Origin of the sequence: Delftia sp. DLF01 (assembly GCF_014852125.1) — a bacterium.
In the GTDB taxonomy this organism is placed as follows: domain Bacteria; phylum Pseudomonadota; class Gammaproteobacteria; order Burkholderiales; family Burkholderiaceae_C; genus Comamonas; species Comamonas acidovorans.
Window position 1 is genome coordinate 1 of sequence record NZ_JACVAZ010000004.1, and the last position, 16,266, is coordinate 16,266.

Here is a 16,266-nt window from a genome sequence, read left to right on the forward strand (position 1 = left end):
TATGCCTGATGACCATAGCAAGTTGGTACCACTCCTTCCCATCCCGAACAGGACAGTGAAACGACTTTGCGCCGATGATAGTGCGGGTTCCCGTGTGAAAGTAGGTCATCGTCAGGCTCTTACAGCCCAAGAAACCCCGTAGCCCAAAGCTACGGGGTTTTTTGCATTGGGCCGCAGGAAACGGGGAAATAGGCAGAGCAGCCAAAACGGACATCCCAAAAAAAGAGAGCGCTGACGCGCTCTCTTTTTATTCCCGCACCCGGATGCAACATCCGGCGCAGTTTCCTGGGGCCAATTCCGCTAGCATTGACGTTAACGTCAACGTCGCATTCCCATGGCCGCCGGCTGTGGATGCTGGCGGACTCTCCAGCCATGTCGACCACCTACACCATCAGCGATCTTGCCAAGGAGTTCGATCTCACGACCCGGGCCATCCGCTTCTATGAGGACATGGGCCTGCTTGAGCCCGAGCGCGCCGGGCCTGGCGGGCGCAATCGCGTCTACAGCGCGCGTGATCGCACGCGTCTTCGCCTGACCTTGCGCGCCAAGCGCCTGGGGCTGTCTCTGAACGAAGCCAAGGAGATCATCGATCTCTACGACAGCCCCCGCGACACGGGCGTGCAACTGCGCAAATTCCTGGAAGTGCTGGCTGTGCATCGCCGCCAGCTCGAGGACCGCCTTGCCGATCTGCAGGCCAACCTGGCCGAGGTGCGAGAGCAGGAATCCGAGGCCCGCACTCTGTTGAAACACCTGGATGGGAAAAATGCTTCATAATTGACGTTTACGTAAACGTAATTTGTGAGGCTTGCCTTGACCGTGCCCCGCCTGAAACCTGCCAACAGCGACTTTGCCCGCCGTGTGCGAGACAGTTTTGCACGCCAGGGCGCGATGCACACCCTGGGCGCCGAGCTGTCCCTGCTGGAGCCCGGCGCCGTCGATGTCTGCCTGGACTGGGCGCCCGGGCTGACGCAGCAGCATGGTTTTTTGCATGCCGGCATGGTTTCCACGGCGCTGGATTCCGCCTGCGGCTATGCAGGGCTGACCCTGATGCCTGCCGATGCTGCCGTGCTCACCATCGAATTCAAGATCAATCTGCTGGCCCCCGCCAAGGGCCAGCGCTTTCGCATGGAAGGCCGGGTGATCAAGCCGGGCCGCACGATCATCGTGACCGAGGGGCGCGCCTATGCCATCGACGAAGGCCGCGAAAAACTGATTGCAACCATGGGCTGCACGCTGATGTGTGTGCAGGGCCGCGATCTGGCCGACTGAGCCGGGCGGCGTTCTTTCACCGAATTTCCACAGGAGACACGAGATGAGCCTTTCCAACCTGCCGGGCCTGAACTTCCAACTGGGCGAGGACATCGACGCGCTGCGCGATGCCGTGCGCGAGTTCGCACAGGCCGAGATTGCACCGCGCGCCGGCGAGATCGACCGCGACGACCAGTTCCCCATGGACCTGTGGCGCAAGTTTGGCGATCTGGGCGTGCTGGGCATCACCGTGTCCGAGCAGTACGGCGGCGCCAACATGGGCTACCTGGCCCACATGGTGGCGATGGAGGAGATCTCGCGTGCCAGTGCCTCGGTGGGCCTGTCCTATGGCGCGCACAGCAATCTTTGCGTGAACCAGATCAACCGCAACGGCAACGAGGCGCAAAAGGCCAAGTACCTGCCCAAGCTGATCAGTGGCGAGCATGTGGGCGCGCTGGCCATGAGCGAGCCCGGCGCCGGCTCGGACGTGATCAGCATGAAGCTCAAGGCCGAGGACAAGGGCGACTACTTCCTGCTCAACGGCACCAAGATGTGGATCACCAATGGTCCCGATGCCGACACCCTGGTGGTCTACGCCAAGACCGAGCCCGAGCTGAACGCCCGCGGCGTGACCGCCTTCCTGATCGAGAAGGGCATGAAGGGCTTTTCTATTGCCCAGAAGCTGGACAAGCTGGGCATGCGTGGCAGCCACACGGGCGAGCTGGTGTTCGAGAACGTCGAGGTGCCGGCCGAGAACGTGCTGGGCGGCCTGAACAATGGCGCCAAGGTGCTGATGAGCGGCCTGGACTACGAGCGTGCCGTGCTGACCGGCGGGCCGCTGGGCATCATGCAGTCAGTGATGGACAACGTCGTGCCCTACATCCATGACCGCAAGCAGTTCGGCCAGAGCATTGGCGAGTTCCAGCTCATCCAGGGCAAGGTGGCGGACATGTACACCGTGCTGCAAGCGGGCCGCTCATTTGCCTATACGGTCGCCAAAAACCTCGATCTGCTGGGAACGGAGCATGTTCGCCAAGTCCGCAAGGACTGTGCCAGCGTCATCCTGTGGTGCGCCGAGAAGGCGACATGGATGGCCGGCGAAGGCGTTCAAATCTATGGAGGTAATGGGTATATCAACGAATACCCACTGGGTCGCCTCTGGCGGGATGCGAAACTCTACGAGATCGGCGCCGGCACCAGCGAGATCCGTCGCATGCTGATCGGCCGCGAGCTGTTCGCAGAGACCTGCTGATCCCGCACCCGCCTGCCGCGCCGTTCTTGAGTTTGACCCAACAAAAGGATTGCTTATGAGCACAACCTCCATCGAAGAACTGTTTGTCCATAACCGCGAATGGGCCCAGCAGATGGAGCGTGACCGGCCCGGTTTCTTCACCGGGCTGTTGTCGCAGCAAAAACCCCGCTACATGTGGATCGGCTGTTCCGACAGCCGCGTCCCTGCGAACCAGATCACGGGCCTGGAGCCCGGCGAGGTGTTCGTGCACCGCAACGTGGCCAACGTGGTCGTGCCCAGCGACCTGAACTGCCTGTCCACCATCCAGTACGCGGTGGACCAGCTCAAGGTCGAGCACCTGATGGTCGTGGGCCACTATGGCTGTGGCGGCGTGCTGGCGGCACTGGAGGATGTGCGCGTGGGCCTGGCCGACAACTGGATCCGCCATGTGAAGGATGTGCGCGACAAGCACCAGGCGCTGCTGGCCAGCCTGTCCCCGCAATGGCGCCACGATGCGCTGTGTGAACTCAATGCCATCGAGCAGGTGATCAATGTGGCGCAGAGCACGGTGATGCAGGATGCCTGGGCGCGAGGCCAGAAGGTCACGCTGCACGGCTGGTGCTATGGCCTCAAGGACGGCCTGATCACCAATCTGCAGATGACCGTGCCCGGTGTCGGCGGCATCGCCAACATCCATGCCGAGGCTGTCGAGCTGGTCGCCAGCCGCCAGCGCGACTGAGCGGCCATGGCAGGCGGGACCCCGGGAGACTTCATGCCGATGCCTGCCCAGGACACCCTGCTTGCCCATGACATCGCGCGGGCGATGATGGATGGCTTCAATCGCCATTACCGCCTGTTCCGCGCCGAATCCGCCCGCGCCAAGCACCGCTTCGAAACTGCCGACTGGCTGGGCCAGCAGCGTGCCCAGCGCGAGCGCATCGAGTTCTACGACCTGCGCGTGCGCGAATGCGTGCGCCGGCTTGAAAAGGAGTTTGCGGCCGGCGCCCAGCCCATGCCGGTCTGGCAGCAGATCAAGCGCCACTACATCGGGCTCATGGTCAACCACCTGCAGCCGGAGCTGGCCGAGACCTTCTTCAACTCGGTCACCACCAAGATCCTGCACCGCACGCATTTCCACAACGACTTCATCTTCGTGCGGCCCGCCGTCAGCACGGAATACATAGAGAACCAGGAGCCGGCTGCGCGCCCGGCCTACCTGGCCTTCTACCCCACGCGCGAGACGCTGCCGCAGACGCTGCGCGAAGTCGTGGAGCAATTCGCGCTGCAGCGCCCCTTCGAGGACCTGGAGCGCGACATCGCCCGCCTGGCCGAGCGCCTGGAGCCGCAGCTGCAGGCCATGCGCCTGTACGCCAACTTCCAGATCCAGGTGCTGTCCAGCCTTTTTTTCCGCAACAAGGGCGCCTACATCGTCGGCAAGATCATCAACGGCTTTGCCGAGCTGTCCTGGGCCGTGCCCATCCTGCACGGCGACAACGGCCGGCTGGTGCTGCACGCGGCCCTGTTCGGCGAGAAGGACTTCCACGGCCTGTTCAGCTTTGCGCGCGCCTACTTCATGGTCGATACCGACGTGCCCAGCGCCTACGTGCAGTTCCTGCGCAGCCTCATGCCGCGCAAGCCGCGCGCCGAGCTGTACAACGCCCTGGGCCTGGCCAAGCAGGGCAAGACGCTGTTCTACCGCGACTTCCTGCACCACCTGCGGCATTCGCGCGACCAGTTCCGCATCGCGCCCGGCATCAAGGGCATGGTCATGCTGGTGTTCGACCTGCCCAGCTTTCCCTATGTGTTCAAGCTCATCAAGGACCGCTTCGCCGCGCCCAAGGAGATCACGCGCGAACAGGTCAAGGCCAAGTACCGCCTGGTCAAGCAGCACGACCGCGTGGGGCGCATGGCCGACACGCTGGAGTACAGCCTGGTCGCCTTCCCGCGCGAGCGCTTTTCGGATGCGCTGATCGCCGAGATCCTGGAGCATGCGCCCAGCCAGGTCGAGATCAGCGACCGCGACGGCGATGGCCGGCAGGAGGTCATCATCTCCCACCTCTACATAGAGCGGCGCATGGTGCCGCTGAACATGCTGCTGCAGGAGTGCTTCGATGACGGGCTGGACCTGCCGGCACCGCGGCAGCGGCTGGAGAGCGCCGTGATCGAGTACGGCAATGCCATCAAGGATCTGGTCGCGGCCAACATCTTCCCGGGCGACATGCTGTGGAAGAACTTCGGCATCACGCGCGGCGGCAAGGTGGTTTTCTACGACTACGACGAGATCGAATACCTGACCGACTGCCACTTCCGCCAGGTGCCCGCGCCGCGCAACGAGGAGGACGAGCTCAGCGGCGAGGTCTGGTACCCCGTGGGCCCGCGCGATGTGTTCCCGGAAACCTTCGCGCCCTTTCTGCTGGGCAACCCGGCCGTGCGCGAAGTCTTCATGCGCCACCATGCCGACCTGCTCGACCCCGCCTTCTGGCAGGCGCATCAGCAGCGCATCCGCGAAGGCCATGTCCACGATGTCTTCCCCTACGAGCGCAGCCGTTGGCTGGCCTGACCCGTTTTCCCTTTCTTTCACCATCACGACACCCCAGGAGACAAGCATGCAAGACCCCATCGTCATCGTCGGCGCAGCCCGCACCCCCATGGGCGCCTTCCAGGGCGACTTCGCCGACCTCGCGGCCCATGATCTGGGCGGCGCTGCCATCAAGGCGGCCGTGCAGCGCGCGGGCGTGGCGCCCGAGAAAGTGGACGAAGTGCTGTTCGGCAACTGCCTGATGGCGGGCCAGGGCCAGGCGCCCGCCCGCCAGGCCGGCTTCAAGGGCGGCCTGCCGCGCAGCACGGGCGCCGTGACCCTGTCCAAGATGTGCGGCGCCGGCATGGAGGCCACCATCCTGGCGCACGACCAGCTGGTCGCAGGCAGCCGCGATGTCGTGGTCTCCGGCGGCATGGAAAGCATGACCAATGCGCCCTACCTGCTCAAGAAGGGCCGTGGCGGCTACCGCATGGGCCACGACAAGGTCTATGACCACATGATGCTCGACGGCCTGGAGGACGCCTACGAGCCTGGCCGCTCCATGGGCACTTTTGGCGAGGACTGCGCCGCCAAATACCACTTCACGCGCGAGCAGCAGGACGCCTACGCCATCGAAAGCGTCAAGCGCGCCCAGGCGGCCACGGAAAGCGGCGCCTTCGCCGCCGAGATCACGCCCGTCACCGTCTCCACGCGCAAGGGCGACGTCACGGTCAGCATCGACGAAGGCCCGGCCAAGGCCAAGCTGGACAAGATTTCCAGCCTCAAGCCCGCCTTCAAGAAGGACGGCACGATCACGGCCGCATCGAGCTCCAGCATCAACGACGGCGCCGCCGCCCTGGTGCTGATGCGCGAATCCACGGCCAAGGAACTGGGCTGCAAGCCGCTGGCGCGCATCGTTGCCCATGCCACGCATGCCCAGGAGCCCGAATGGTTCACCACGGCCCCCGTGGGCGCCACACAGAAGGCCCTCAAGAAGGCCGGCTGGACGGCGGCGGACGTGGACCTGTGGGAAGTCAACGAAGCCTTTGCCGTCGTGCCCATGGCCCTGATGGCCGAGCTGGGCGTGCCGCGCGACAAGGTCAACGTCAACGGCGGCGCCTGTGCGCTGGGCCACCCCATTGGCGCCAGCGGTGCGCGCATCCTGGTCACGCTGCTGCACGCCCTGCAGGCGCGTGGCGGCAAGCGCGGCCTGGCCACGCTGTGCATAGGCGGCGGCGAGGGAACAGCCATGGCGATAGAAATGGTCACCCCCTGAGGCGCTGCGCGCCCTCCCCCTGAAAGGGGGACGACACCCTCGGTGCGGGGCGGCCCTTCCTCGGTGTCTCTGATTTGCATTGCGCCAGTTTTATGGGCAGCGCCACAGACGTCCAGAGAGCTAGACTTGGATCGGCCGATCCGCTATTACTTTGACCTCTCGACCATGATTACCAGCGAAGAACAGTTGCGCAGCCTGTATGCCATGCCGGCCGAAAGGGCCTTGCTCAAGCAGCAGGTGGACCTGGACCGGCACTGCCTGCGCTTCATCGCGCTGTCGCCGCTGTGCATCGTGGCCACGGGGGGCGGGGCGGGCGCGATGATGGATGCCTCGCCGCGCGGCGGCAAGCCGGGCTTCATCAAGGCGCCCGACAACCAGACGCTGCTGATTCCCGATTCGGGCGGCAACAACCGTCTGGACAGCTTCAGCAACCTGATCGCCGATCCGCGCATCGGCCTGCTGTTCATGGTGCCGGGTTTCGACGAGACCCTGCGCGTCAACGGCGTGGCCAAGCTGCGCGACGAGGCCCATTACACGGCGCTGTTCGCCAGCGAAGGCTTCCGGCCCAAGATCGTTCTGGAGATCCAGGTGCAGGAGGCCTATCTGCACTGTGCCAAGGCCCTGATGCGCGCCCGGCTCTGGAAGCCAGAATCCCAGGTGTCGCGCAACGTCATGCCCTCGGTGAACCAGATGGTCCACCAGCAGATCGGCCTGCCTGCGCCCACCGAGACGCAGGAGGCCATGGTCGAGCGCTACGAAAAGCAGATCGCGGACGAGCAGGGCCGCTGACCGCATTCCATTTGAAAGGTCGAAAGACATGGCAGTCACTCTGGTGTTGGGAGCCTCGCGCGGGCTTGGTTTTGCCTTGGTGGAGGCCTATGCGGCCCAGGGCCGCAGCGTGGTCGCCACGGTGCGCAGCGAGGCCGACCGCGAGCACGTCGAGGCCACGGGCGCCAAGGTGCTGCTGGTGGATGTGGCCGATCCGGCCAGCGTCAGCGGCCTGGCCTGGCAGCTCGACGGCGAGAAGATCGAGCTGGCGCTGTACGTGGCCGGAGTGTGGGATGCCCACAGCTCGGCCACGCCGCCCACGCGCGAGCAGTTCGACCGCGTCATGCACACCAATGTGCTGGGCGCCATGCAGGTGCTGCCCCAGGTGGCGCCGCTGGTCGAGGCGGCGGGTGGCGTGTTCGGCCTGTTCTCCAGCCAGATGTCGCTGCTGGCCGACGCCGAATCCGACGCCTGGCTCTACCGCGTCAGCAAGGCTGCGCTCAACATGGTCGTGGCCAGCGCCCAGCCGCAATGGCCGGGCGCCACCGTGGTCGCGCTGGACCCGGGCTGGGTGCAGACCGACATGGGTGGCGCGGCTGCCACCTTCACCGTGGAGCAAAGCGTGCAGGGCCTGGTGCGCACGCTGGCCGGCGTCACGCCGGCCGACCGGGGCCGCATGCTGAGGCATGACGGGCAGCGCATCGCCTGGTAGATCCGACGGCAGATCCAGCCAGCGCAACGGACAACGAACAACTAAACAAGAATCAGGAGACAAGACATGCTGCTCAACGCAGACCAGGAAATGATCCGTGACGCGGTGCGCGACTTCGTGCGCACCGAAATCACGCCCCATGCCGCACGCTGGGACAAGGAACACCACTTTCCCAAGAACGTGCACCAGGGCCTGGCGGCGCTGGGCGCCTACGGCATCTGCGTGCCCGAGGAGTACGGCGGCGCCGGCCTTGACTACCTGAGCCTGGCCTTGGTGCTGGAGGAAATCGCAGCCGGCGACGGCGGCACCAGCACGGTGATCAGCGTCACCAACTGCCCCGTCAACGCCATCCTCATGCGCTACGGCAGCGAGGCGCAAAAGCAGCAATGGCTGGCGCCGCTGGCGCGCGGCGAGATGCTGGGCGCCTTCTGCCTGACCGAGCCGCATGTGGGCTCGGACGCTTCGGCACTGCGCACCACGGCCACGCGCGACGGCAGCGACTACGTGATCAACGGCGTCAAGCAGTTCATCACCAGCGGCAAGAACGGCGACGTGGCCATCGTCATCGCCGTCACCGACAAGGCGGCGGGCAAGCGCGGCATGAGCGCCTTCATCGTTCCGACCTCCGCACCCGGCTACCAGGTGCTGCGGCTGGAGGACAAGCTGGGCCAGCACAGTTCGGATACGGCCCAGATCCAGTTCGAGGGCTGCCGCATCCCCGCCGCCAACCTCATCGGCGCTGAGGGCGAGGGCTACAGGATTGCGCTGTCGGCGCTGGAAGGAGGGCGCATCGGCATTGCCGCGCAAAGCGTGGGCATGGCGCGTGCGGCCTTCGATTGCGCGCTGCAGTACTCCAAGGAGCGCGAGAGCTTCGGCCAGCCCATCTTCAACCACCAGGCGGTGGGCTTTCGCCTGGCCGACTGCGCCACGCAGATCGAGGCCGCGCGCCAGCTGATCTGGCATGCGGCCAGCCTGCGCGATGCCGGCCTGCCCTGCCTCAAGGAAGCGGCCATGGCCAAGCTGTTCGCCAGCGAAATGGCCGAGCGCGTGTGCAGCGCCGCCATTCAGACCCTGGGCGGCTATGGCGTGGTCAGCGACTTCCCCGTGGAACGCATCTACCGCGACGTGCGCGTCTGCCAGATCTACGAAGGCACGAGCGACGTGCAGAAAATTCTCATCCAGCGCGCCCTGGCCTGAGGCCAATCCCCCACGCTGCGGGTCGGGCCGGATGGCCCTGACACCCGCAGGGCTTAGCATGGAGCATCGCCGGCACGGTGCCCGAGAGAGGCGGGCGGCCGTTTCCGGCAGGTTTGTGACCACCTTCGCAGGAGATCCCGACATGCCCATCGCTTCCGTCAACGGCCAGAACCTGTACTACGAGGACACGGGCGGGAGAGGCCCGGTCCTGGTGTTTTCGCACGGGCTGCTCATGGACCACACCATGTTCGCTCCCCAGGTCCAGGCACTGCAAGGGCGCTTTCGCTGCATCAGCTGGGACGAGCGCGGCCATGGCCAGACGGCAGACCCCGAGCAGTGCGCCCCCTTCGACTACTACGACTCGGCCGACGACCTGGCCGCCCTGCTCGAGCACCTGGGCGTGGAGCGCGCAGTGCTGGTCGGCATGTCGCAGGGCGGCTATCTGTCGCTGCGCTGCGCGCTCATCCACCCCGAGATCGTGCGCGCGCTGGTGCTGATCGACACCCAGGCCATGCTGGAAGACCCCGAGCAGATGCCCCACCACGAAGCCTTGCTGCGCGCCTGGATGGAGCATGGCCTCAGCGACGACATGGCGTCCACGGTGGAGCGCACCATCCTGGGCCAGGGCTGGAGCGGCGCGGCGGCCTGGCGTGCCAAATGGAAGAAGGCCACGCCCATCAACCTGGGGCAGAGCTTTCTGGCGCTGGCCCAGCGCGATGACATCAGCCCACGCCTGCCCGACATCCATGTGCCGGCCCTGGTCATCCATGGCACGGACGACACCGCCATCGCGCCCGACCGTGCACGCGCCATGGCCAAGGCCTTGCCCAGGGCGCAGTGGGTGGAGGTGCCGGGTGCCGGCCATGCGGCCAACCTCACGCATCCGCAGCCCGTGAACCTGGCCATCGAGCGCTTCCTGGAGCAGCTCGACTGACAGGGTCTGCCGGGCAGGGGGTCAGACCGGCGGATCGCCCTCGTTCTCGCTGTCGCGGCGGCGCAGGACGACGGTGATGCTGCCGTCGGTCTCCAGCGTGGCGCGCTCCACCTCTCTGAGGTGCAGGCAGCCGCCCGCACGCAGAGCGGCCTCGATATCGTCGCGCGTGATGCGCTCCTCGCGCATCAGGTCCTTGTTCAGGTGTCCGTCCTTGATCAGGGCCTTGGCCTTGCCGTCGATGAGCCGCTCCAGCGCGGGAAAGCGAAAGGTCAGCCAGGACAGCAGCAGATGGCACAGGATCAGCGTGGAGGCCGAGACCATGCCGCCGATCAGCGAGTTGTCCCCGGCATTCATGGAGTTCTGCACCGCATTCGACAGGATGAGCAGCAGCACCAGGTCGAACGGCGCGTACTGCCCCGTCTGGCGCCGCCCGGTCAGGCGCAGGAATACCAGCAAAAACAGGTACACGGCCACGCCGCGCACCACGAACTCCCACCACGGGACCGACATTGAAAACATGGGCTCTCCTTACAGGCCCGAGGGCCCGCGGTCAGTATCATGGCCCGCCTGTCCTCCATCAAGAACCCGGTCGCAGCAAGGCGGCCGTGACTGACATGCATTCCTGCTCCCGCGCCGTCCTCCCCCAAGTTCCGCAAGTTCTGCAAGTTCCGCAGGGCCAGCCGCTATGAGCGCTGCCGCCACTTTCCCGGCCTGTCCCTGCGGCCAGCACGATGCCAAGGGCCGTCCCCTGGCCTTCGATGCCTGCTGCGGCCGCTACCTGGACCACTTCGACGACTGCCCCGCGCCCGATGCCCAGGCCTTGATGCGCTCGCGCTACAGCGCCTTCGTGCGTGAGGACGCCGCCTATCTGCTGGCCACCTGGCACGCCAGCCAGCGGCCCGCCACGCTCGACTTCGAGCCTTCGGCACGCTGGCTGGGGCTGGCGGTCAAGGACTTCCGATGCACCGGTGAGGACAGCGCCGAGGTGGAATTCGTCGCGCGCTACCGCGTGGGCGGCCGCGCCGTGCGCCTGCATGAGCGCAGCCGTTTCGTGCGCGAAGCCGGGCGCTGGCTCTACGTGGATGGCGACCAGTTCTGAACACGGCGGCGGCCCTGCGGAGCCGCTGTGGAAACTGCAGCAGCGCCAGCGGCTGCTGCTGTCCATCGCATCGCGGGGCTCGTCCGAGGCGGCGGCCCTCATCATCCCCGGAATCGTGGTCTGGCTGCAGCGGCACGAAACGGGCGCCTTCCAGGCGCCGCTGCTGCTGTGGTGGCTGGGCATGGCGTTCATGGCCTGCGTCTTTGTCGGGTTGCGGCGCCAGTTGCGCCGGGACCTGGGTGCTGCCGTGCCATCGGCCGAGCTGCCAGCGCGGCTGCAGCGCTGGGAGCGCGTGATGGGCCGCATGGCCCTGCTCAACGCCGGTTCCTGGGCGCTGGCGATACCGCTGACCCATGGCAGCGGCCATGAATTCCGGCTTTTCATCTACCTGGTGCTGTGCGGCGTCGTGGCCTCGGCCGCCACCTTCCTGGCGCCGGCGGCTGCCGTGTTCAAGCGCTTCTTCGGCGTGCTGTACGGCGCCATGCTGCTGGCCGTGGTCTGGTACTTCCCGAACAGGGGCCTGTACCTGCTGCCGCTGCTCATGCTGTATGGCGCCACCATCGCGCGCCATGCCTGGGGGGCGCGCCAGCTCATGCTGCAGCAATGGGCGCAGGAGCGTGACCGCCAGCTGCTGGCCGAGCGCTACCTGGCCGCCAAGGAACAGGCCGAACAGGCGCTGGAGGCCAAGAGCCGCTTCCTGTCGGCCGCCAGCCATGACCTGCGCCAACCGCTGCATGCCTTGGGCCTGCTGGTGGAAACCGCCCGCCAGCGCAATGCCGACGGCGCGCTGGCAGGCGTGCTTGACGATGCCCAGGCCTGTGCCCAGTCGCTGGGCACCATGTGCAACGACCTGCTGGACCTGTCGCGGCTGGAGAACGGCACCTGGGAGCTGCGCGCCCAGGTGATGGACCTGCGCATTCTGCTGGGCGATGCCACGCGCCTGTTCGCGGCCGAGGCGCGCCAGCGCGGGCTGGTGCTGCGCTGGCGCGTGGCGCGCGGCATGGACAGCCGGGTGCGTGCCGACGAGGCCCTGCTGCGCCAGATGGTGTTCAACCTGCTGCACAACGCCCTGCGCTACACCCAGCGCGGCGGCGTGCTGCTGGCCGCCCGCGTGCACGGCGGGGGCTGGCGCATCGAGGTCTGGGACACGGGCCTGGGCATTGCGGCCGAAGACCGGCCCCATGTCTTCGCACCGCACTTTCGCGCGCGCTCAGGCCAGGCGGCCCGGCGCGCGGCCCAGCCTGCGGCCGACCACCTGCCCGGCGTGAGCAGCCAGGGCCTGGGCCTGGCCGTGGTGGCCGCAGCCGCGCGGCGCATGGGCGTGGAGCACGGCCTGCTGTCCACGCCAGGGCGGGGGTCCTGCTTCTGGCTGCAACTGCCGTCCAGCCTGAATGTGCAGGCGGCCTTGCCGCAGTCCGAGGGACCGTCCGAAGGACCGCAGGCGCAGTCCCGGCCGCCCCTGCTCCAGGGCCGGTGCTGGGTGGTCGATGACGATGCGCAGGTGGCGCGGGCCCTGGCCGGCCTGCTGCGCGATTGGGGGCTGCAGGTGGATGTGGCTGCCACGGGCCGCGAGGTGGCCGACTGGCTGGCGGCGGGGCAGCATCCCGATTTCGTGCTGTGCGACCACCATCTGGCCCAGGGCGAGAACGGCTTTGCGCTGCTGCAGAACGTGCTGGCGCAATCGCCGCAGGCGGCGGGCGCCCTGCTCAGCGGCGAGTCGTCGCCGGCGCTGGAGCAAGAGGCGCAGGAACTGGGCTATCTGCTGCTGCGCAAGCCCGTGGACCCGCTGGCGCTGCTGGCCCTGCTTCAGCGCAGGCTGGCCGTGGCCGGCGCCTGAACCGTATCGGTCGGCGGGACGGAGGGCGGCAGCTCCAGCGCAATGCCCTGCATGCGCGTGATGGCGTCGATGCGGCTGTGCACGCCCAGGCGCTGCAGGGCGCCCGCCACATGCTCCTTGACCGTGTGCGGCGACAGATGCAGCAACTGCGCAATGCTGGGATTGGGCAGGCCGCGCAGCACCAGGTCCAGCACCTGGGCCTGGCGCGGGGTGAGGCCCAGCTCGGCCGCCGTCATGCGGATGGCATGGGCGCCGCCGGGCGCCTGTGGCGCCAGCGGGGCGGCGGGGAACCAGGTCTCGCCGCGCAGCAGGGCCGCCACGGCCTGCTGCAGCACCTGCGGCGGCTGCGACTTGAGCACAAAGCCATGGGCCCCGGCCGCGCGTGCCTTCAGGGCAATCGCGCCATGCGTGTCACCGCTGGTCATGAGCACGCGGCAGGCGGGCGCCAGCGTGCGGATTTCGCGCACCACGTCCGTGCCCGCGCTGGCACCCAGCCAGAAATCCACGATGGCCAGATGCGGCGATCCCCTGCCGGCCATGCACTGCAGGCCTTCGCCCGCATCGGCCACGGCATGGACTTCGGACAGGCCGAATTGTTTCAGGAACTCGGACACGCCCATGGCCGTCAGCGGGTGGTCGTCGATCACCAGGGCATAGCGCCCCGATTGGAGACAGGAGGAATCGGTCAGGAGGGGATGGCTGTGCATGGTCCGCGCGAAGGCATGTCGAAAGGGCTGGAGCGCCAGGGCGCGCCCGGATACACCTTGCGCACATCGTAACGATTACCCCCCGGCCGGGGGGTGACCGGATGTCGGCCAACTCCCCAAAATCGCCGCCGATGCCCTGGGATTCCGCATGGAACGGGCACGTATTCAACGAGAAGGGGAGATAGTCATGAAGATGGTACAGCTCACGCGCCGCAGTGCGGCATTGATGCTTCTGGGAACCCTGGCCGCCTGTGGCGGCGGCGGTGGTGGTGGATTGGGAGAACCGGGCGGCGGAGATCCCGGCAATGGCGGAAATCCTGGCAACCCCGGCACTCCCGGCAACCCCGGCGGCGGCACAACGACCCCGGTGACCGGCCAGTACCGCATGGAGACGGCTGCCGAAAACTTCGACGCGGCCCTGTCCGCCATGAACACGCTGGGGGCGCAAGGCTATGCCTTCACCTACAGCCTGGCCTCGGGCGGCACGACCTTCCCCGTTCCCATCGGTGACTTCTACGTCACCGACACGGCCCACACCGGCACGCGCCTGGACTACCGCATGGTGGCCGACGTGGCGGGCGTCTCGGCCCTGGTGGCCCAGCTCAATGCGCAGGGTGCGCAGGGCTACCTGTACAAGTCGGGCATGGCGTTCCCCAGCAGCACGCAGGACCTGCGCAACCTCTATGTGCGCAGCAGCAGCGCCGCCGCCACCTACAGCTACGAGACGCGCCCCGCCGTGGGTGCGCTGGACACGTCCGGCTTCACGCAGCAACTGGCCGAGATGAGTGGCCGGGGTTTCCGCTACACGGGCCCGCTGATCTCGGGCGACGAGATGTTCAACCTCTACGTCAAGGACTCCAAGGCACCGGCCTTCGAGTACGCGGTGTTCGCCCTGGCCGCGCCCTTCGGCATGGCCAACGGCACGGCGCTGAAGCAGCGCCTGGACGAGATGGGTGCCAAGGGCCACCTGCTGCGTGGCGCCCTGGTGCTGCGCGGCAATACCGAAGGCGTGCAGCTGTACGAAAAGAGCGGCGACCAGCAGGGCGCCATCGAGTACCGCCTCGAATCCGTGTCCAACAACGCCAGCCTCGCGCAGCGCCTGGAGCAGTTCAACCGCAACGCGGCCGAAGGCTTTTTCGCCTTCGGCGATGTGGTCACCGACGATGGCCAGTTCCATTCCATCTCGGTGCGCAACGTCAAGCGCATGGTCCATCCGCTGGCCGGTGCCTCCTTCCCCTGAGCAGGGCACAGGCATGCGCGGCCGGCGCATAATCCGGCCATTTTCCGCAGCAAGGGCGCCCCAGGGCGCCCTTGCTCAGTTTGTTTCGAGAATCCATCCATGACTGCTTTCGAGGCCGTGCTCTTCGACTGTGACGGCGTGCTCGTCGACAGTGAATCCATCACCAACCGCGTGCTGTGCACCATGCTCAATGAATCGGGCTGGCCCATCAGCACCGAGGAATGCCTGCGCGAATTCATCGGCAAGACCGTGCGCAGCCAGGCCGCGCTGATCGAGGCGCGCACCGGCAAGCCGCTGACCGACGCATGGATGGCTGCCTTCTACGAGCGCCGCAACGCCGCGCTGCGCGCCGAGCTGGTGGCCATTGACGGCGCGCTGTCCGCCGTCAGCGAATCCCATGCGCTGTGCGCTGGCCGCATTGCCTGCGCCTCGGGCGCGGACCGCGCCAAGGTGGAGATGCAGCTGGCCCAGGTCGGCATGGCCCCGTATTTCGAGGGCCGCGTCTTCAGCGGCCATGAGCTGCCGCGCAGCAAGCCCTTTCCCGATGTGTACCTGGCCGCCGCCGCCGCCCTGGGCGTGGAGCCGGCGCGCTGCCTGGTCATCGAGGACACGGTGACCGGCGTCACCGCCGGCGTGGCCGCAGGCGCCACGGTCTGGGGCTACTTCCCGGCCGACCAGGGCCATGCCTCGGCCGAGCAACTGCTCGAGGCCGGCGCCAGCTGCGTATTCGGCGACATGGGCGAGCTGCCTGCCATGCTGCGCGCCATCGGGCAGGCCAGCGCCAGCGCCTGAGCTTGGGCTTGGGCTTGAGCCGGCCCTAGCGCAGCCGCGGCGAAGGCGTCTCGTCCACGGCCTGCGCACGCGCAGCCTGCTGCTCGGCCTGCAGCGCCCGCTGGAAGGCGGGCCGCTGCTGCAGGCGCTGCCAGTAGGCCTGGGTGGCAGGCCCCCATTGCGGCTCCATCTCCAGGTGCGCCGACAGCATCAGCGCATAGCCCACGGCCACGTCGGCAGCGGTGAAGCGGTCTGCCGCGAGCCAGTCGCGCTGCTCCACGGCCTGCTCCACGGCGCGCAGCCGCGCAAGGAACCAGCGCTGGTAGTCCTGGGCCACCTGGGGCTGGCGCCGTTCGGCTGGCTCGAAGTGCGCATAGCGCAGCACCAGGGTCTGCGGGAAGGTCAGCGTGGCATCGCTCATGTGCAGCCAGTTGAGGTAGGCCGCAAAGCCCGCCTCCTGCGGCTGCACGGACAGGCCCGCCCCGGGGTGCAGGGCGGCCAGGTATTCGCAGATGGCGGCTGACTCGGTCAGCCTGGCCTCGCCGTGGCGCAGCAGCGGCACCGTGCCCAGCGGGTTGAGCTCCAGGTAGCTGCGCTGCAGCGCGCGCGGCGGAAACGGCAGCATGTGCAGCGTGTAGGGAAGCTGCAATTCTTCGAGCATCCACAGCGCGCGGAAGGAGCGCGCGCTGACGCAGTGATGGAGATGGTGCATGCGCAAAGCCTAGGCC

General features: G+C 67.2%; 17 protein-coding genes and 1 rRNA gene. 15 read left to right on the top strand and 3 right to left on the bottom strand.

What is annotated here, in order from left to right; all coding sequences use genetic code 11:
* The first annotated feature begins 4 nt into the window (after window positions 1–4).
* From rrf to IB269_RS21160, 11 genes are all read left to right on the top strand, one after another.
* A 5S ribosomal RNA gene (gene rrf, locus IB269_RS21110) occupies window positions 5–117 on the top strand.
* Window positions 118–372: 255 nt separating this feature from the next.
* Entirely contained in the window at window positions 373–774 is a 402-nt protein-coding gene (locus tag IB269_RS21115; protein WP_013800379.1) for a MerR family transcriptional regulator, read from the top strand.
* 36 nt (window positions 775–810) lie between these two features.
* A complete protein-coding gene (locus IB269_RS21120) occupies window positions 811–1,269 on the top strand; it encodes a PaaI family thioesterase (RefSeq protein ID WP_192368218.1) in 459 nt (152 codons plus the stop codon).
* 43 nt (window positions 1,270–1,312) lie between these two features.
* Window positions 1,313–2,500 carry an isovaleryl-CoA dehydrogenase gene (locus IB269_RS21125; protein ID WP_192368219.1) on the top strand — a complete coding sequence of 396 codons (1,188 nt, stop codon included), beginning with the start codon at window positions 1,313–1,315 and terminating at the stop codon, window positions 2,498–2,500.
* Window positions 2,501–2,555: 55 nt separating this feature from the next.
* Window positions 2,556–3,218, top strand: coding sequence for a carbonate dehydratase (can, locus tag IB269_RS21130; protein ID WP_012207787.1), 663 nt, complete (start codon window positions 2,556–2,558; stop codon window positions 3,216–3,218).
* A 33-nt stretch (window positions 3,219–3,251) separates the two neighbouring features.
* Window positions 3,252–5,039 (top strand): bifunctional isocitrate dehydrogenase kinase/phosphatase, encoded by a 1,788-nt coding sequence (gene aceK, locus IB269_RS21135; RefSeq protein ID WP_013800382.1) that lies wholly within the window; start codon window positions 3,252–3,254, stop codon window positions 5,037–5,039.
* 46 nt (window positions 5,040–5,085) lie between these two features.
* Window positions 5,086–6,273 (top strand): acetyl-CoA C-acyltransferase, encoded by a 1,188-nt coding sequence (locus IB269_RS21140; protein WP_013800383.1) that lies wholly within the window; start codon window positions 5,086–5,088, stop codon window positions 6,271–6,273.
* Window positions 6,274–6,438: 165 nt separating this feature from the next.
* Window positions 6,439–7,062, top strand: a complete 624-nt coding sequence (locus IB269_RS21145; protein ID WP_034397418.1) for a pyridoxamine 5'-phosphate oxidase family protein — start codon at window positions 6,439–6,441, stop codon at window positions 7,060–7,062.
* Window positions 7,063–7,090: 28 nt separating this feature from the next.
* A complete protein-coding gene (locus tag IB269_RS21150) occupies window positions 7,091–7,753 on the top strand; it encodes an SDR family oxidoreductase (RefSeq protein ID WP_065346941.1) in 663 nt (220 codons plus the stop codon).
* Between the two features lie 66 nt (window positions 7,754–7,819).
* Window positions 7,820–8,950 (top strand): acyl-CoA dehydrogenase family protein, encoded by a 1,131-nt coding sequence (locus IB269_RS21155; protein WP_012207782.1) that lies wholly within the window; start codon window positions 7,820–7,822, stop codon window positions 8,948–8,950.
* Window positions 8,951–9,092: 142 nt separating this feature from the next.
* Entirely contained in the window at window positions 9,093–9,884 is a 792-nt protein-coding gene (locus IB269_RS21160) for an alpha/beta fold hydrolase (protein WP_192368220.1), read from the top strand.
* A gap of 21 nt (window positions 9,885–9,905) precedes the next feature.
* Here the strand turns inward: IB269_RS21160 and IB269_RS21165 are convergent, their stop codons facing one another.
* Window positions 9,906–10,403 carry a DUF421 domain-containing protein gene (locus IB269_RS21165; RefSeq protein ID WP_071956988.1) on the bottom strand — a complete coding sequence of 166 codons (498 nt, stop codon included), beginning with the start codon at window positions 10,401–10,403 and terminating at the stop codon, window positions 9,906–9,908.
* A 166-nt stretch (window positions 10,404–10,569) separates the two neighbouring features.
* On the opposite strand from IB269_RS21165, the gene IB269_RS21170 reads away from it, so the two are divergent.
* A complete protein-coding gene (locus tag IB269_RS21170) occupies window positions 10,570–10,983 on the top strand; it encodes a YchJ family protein (protein WP_192368221.1) in 414 nt (137 codons plus the stop codon).
* On the top strand, window positions 10,967–12,820 hold the full coding sequence (locus IB269_RS21175) for a hybrid sensor histidine kinase/response regulator (protein ID WP_192368222.1): 1,854 nt from the start codon (window positions 10,967–10,969) through the stop codon (window positions 12,818–12,820). Before IB269_RS21170 ends, IB269_RS21175 begins: the two co-directional genes overlap by 17 nt.
* On the opposite strand, the gene IB269_RS21180 is transcribed toward IB269_RS21175, so the two are convergent.
* A complete protein-coding gene (locus IB269_RS21180; RefSeq protein ID WP_013800389.1) occupies window positions 12,790–13,527 on the bottom strand; it encodes a response regulator in 738 nt (245 codons plus the stop codon). The genes IB269_RS21175 and IB269_RS21180 overlap by 31 nt on opposite strands.
* Before the next feature lie 187 nt (window positions 13,528–13,714).
* Between IB269_RS21180 and IB269_RS21185 the strand changes: the two genes are divergently transcribed.
* Both IB269_RS21185 and IB269_RS21190 read left to right on the top strand, forming a co-directional pair.
* Window positions 13,715–14,767: a hypothetical protein gene (locus tag IB269_RS21185; protein WP_012207776.1), complete on the top strand. Its 1,053-nt coding sequence runs from the start codon at window positions 13,715–13,717 to the stop codon at window positions 14,765–14,767.
* A gap of 99 nt (window positions 14,768–14,866) precedes the next feature.
* Window positions 14,867–15,559 carry an HAD family hydrolase gene (locus tag IB269_RS21190; protein ID WP_012207775.1) on the top strand — a complete coding sequence of 231 codons (693 nt, stop codon included), beginning with the start codon at window positions 14,867–14,869 and terminating at the stop codon, window positions 15,557–15,559.
* Window positions 15,560–15,584: 25 nt separating this feature from the next.
* Here IB269_RS21190 and IB269_RS21195 read toward each other — a convergent pair whose 3' ends face one another.
* A complete protein-coding gene (locus tag IB269_RS21195) occupies window positions 15,585–16,250 on the bottom strand; it encodes a glutathione S-transferase family protein (RefSeq protein WP_192368223.1) in 666 nt (221 codons plus the stop codon).
* Between the last annotated feature and the right edge of the window lie 16 nt (window positions 16,251–16,266).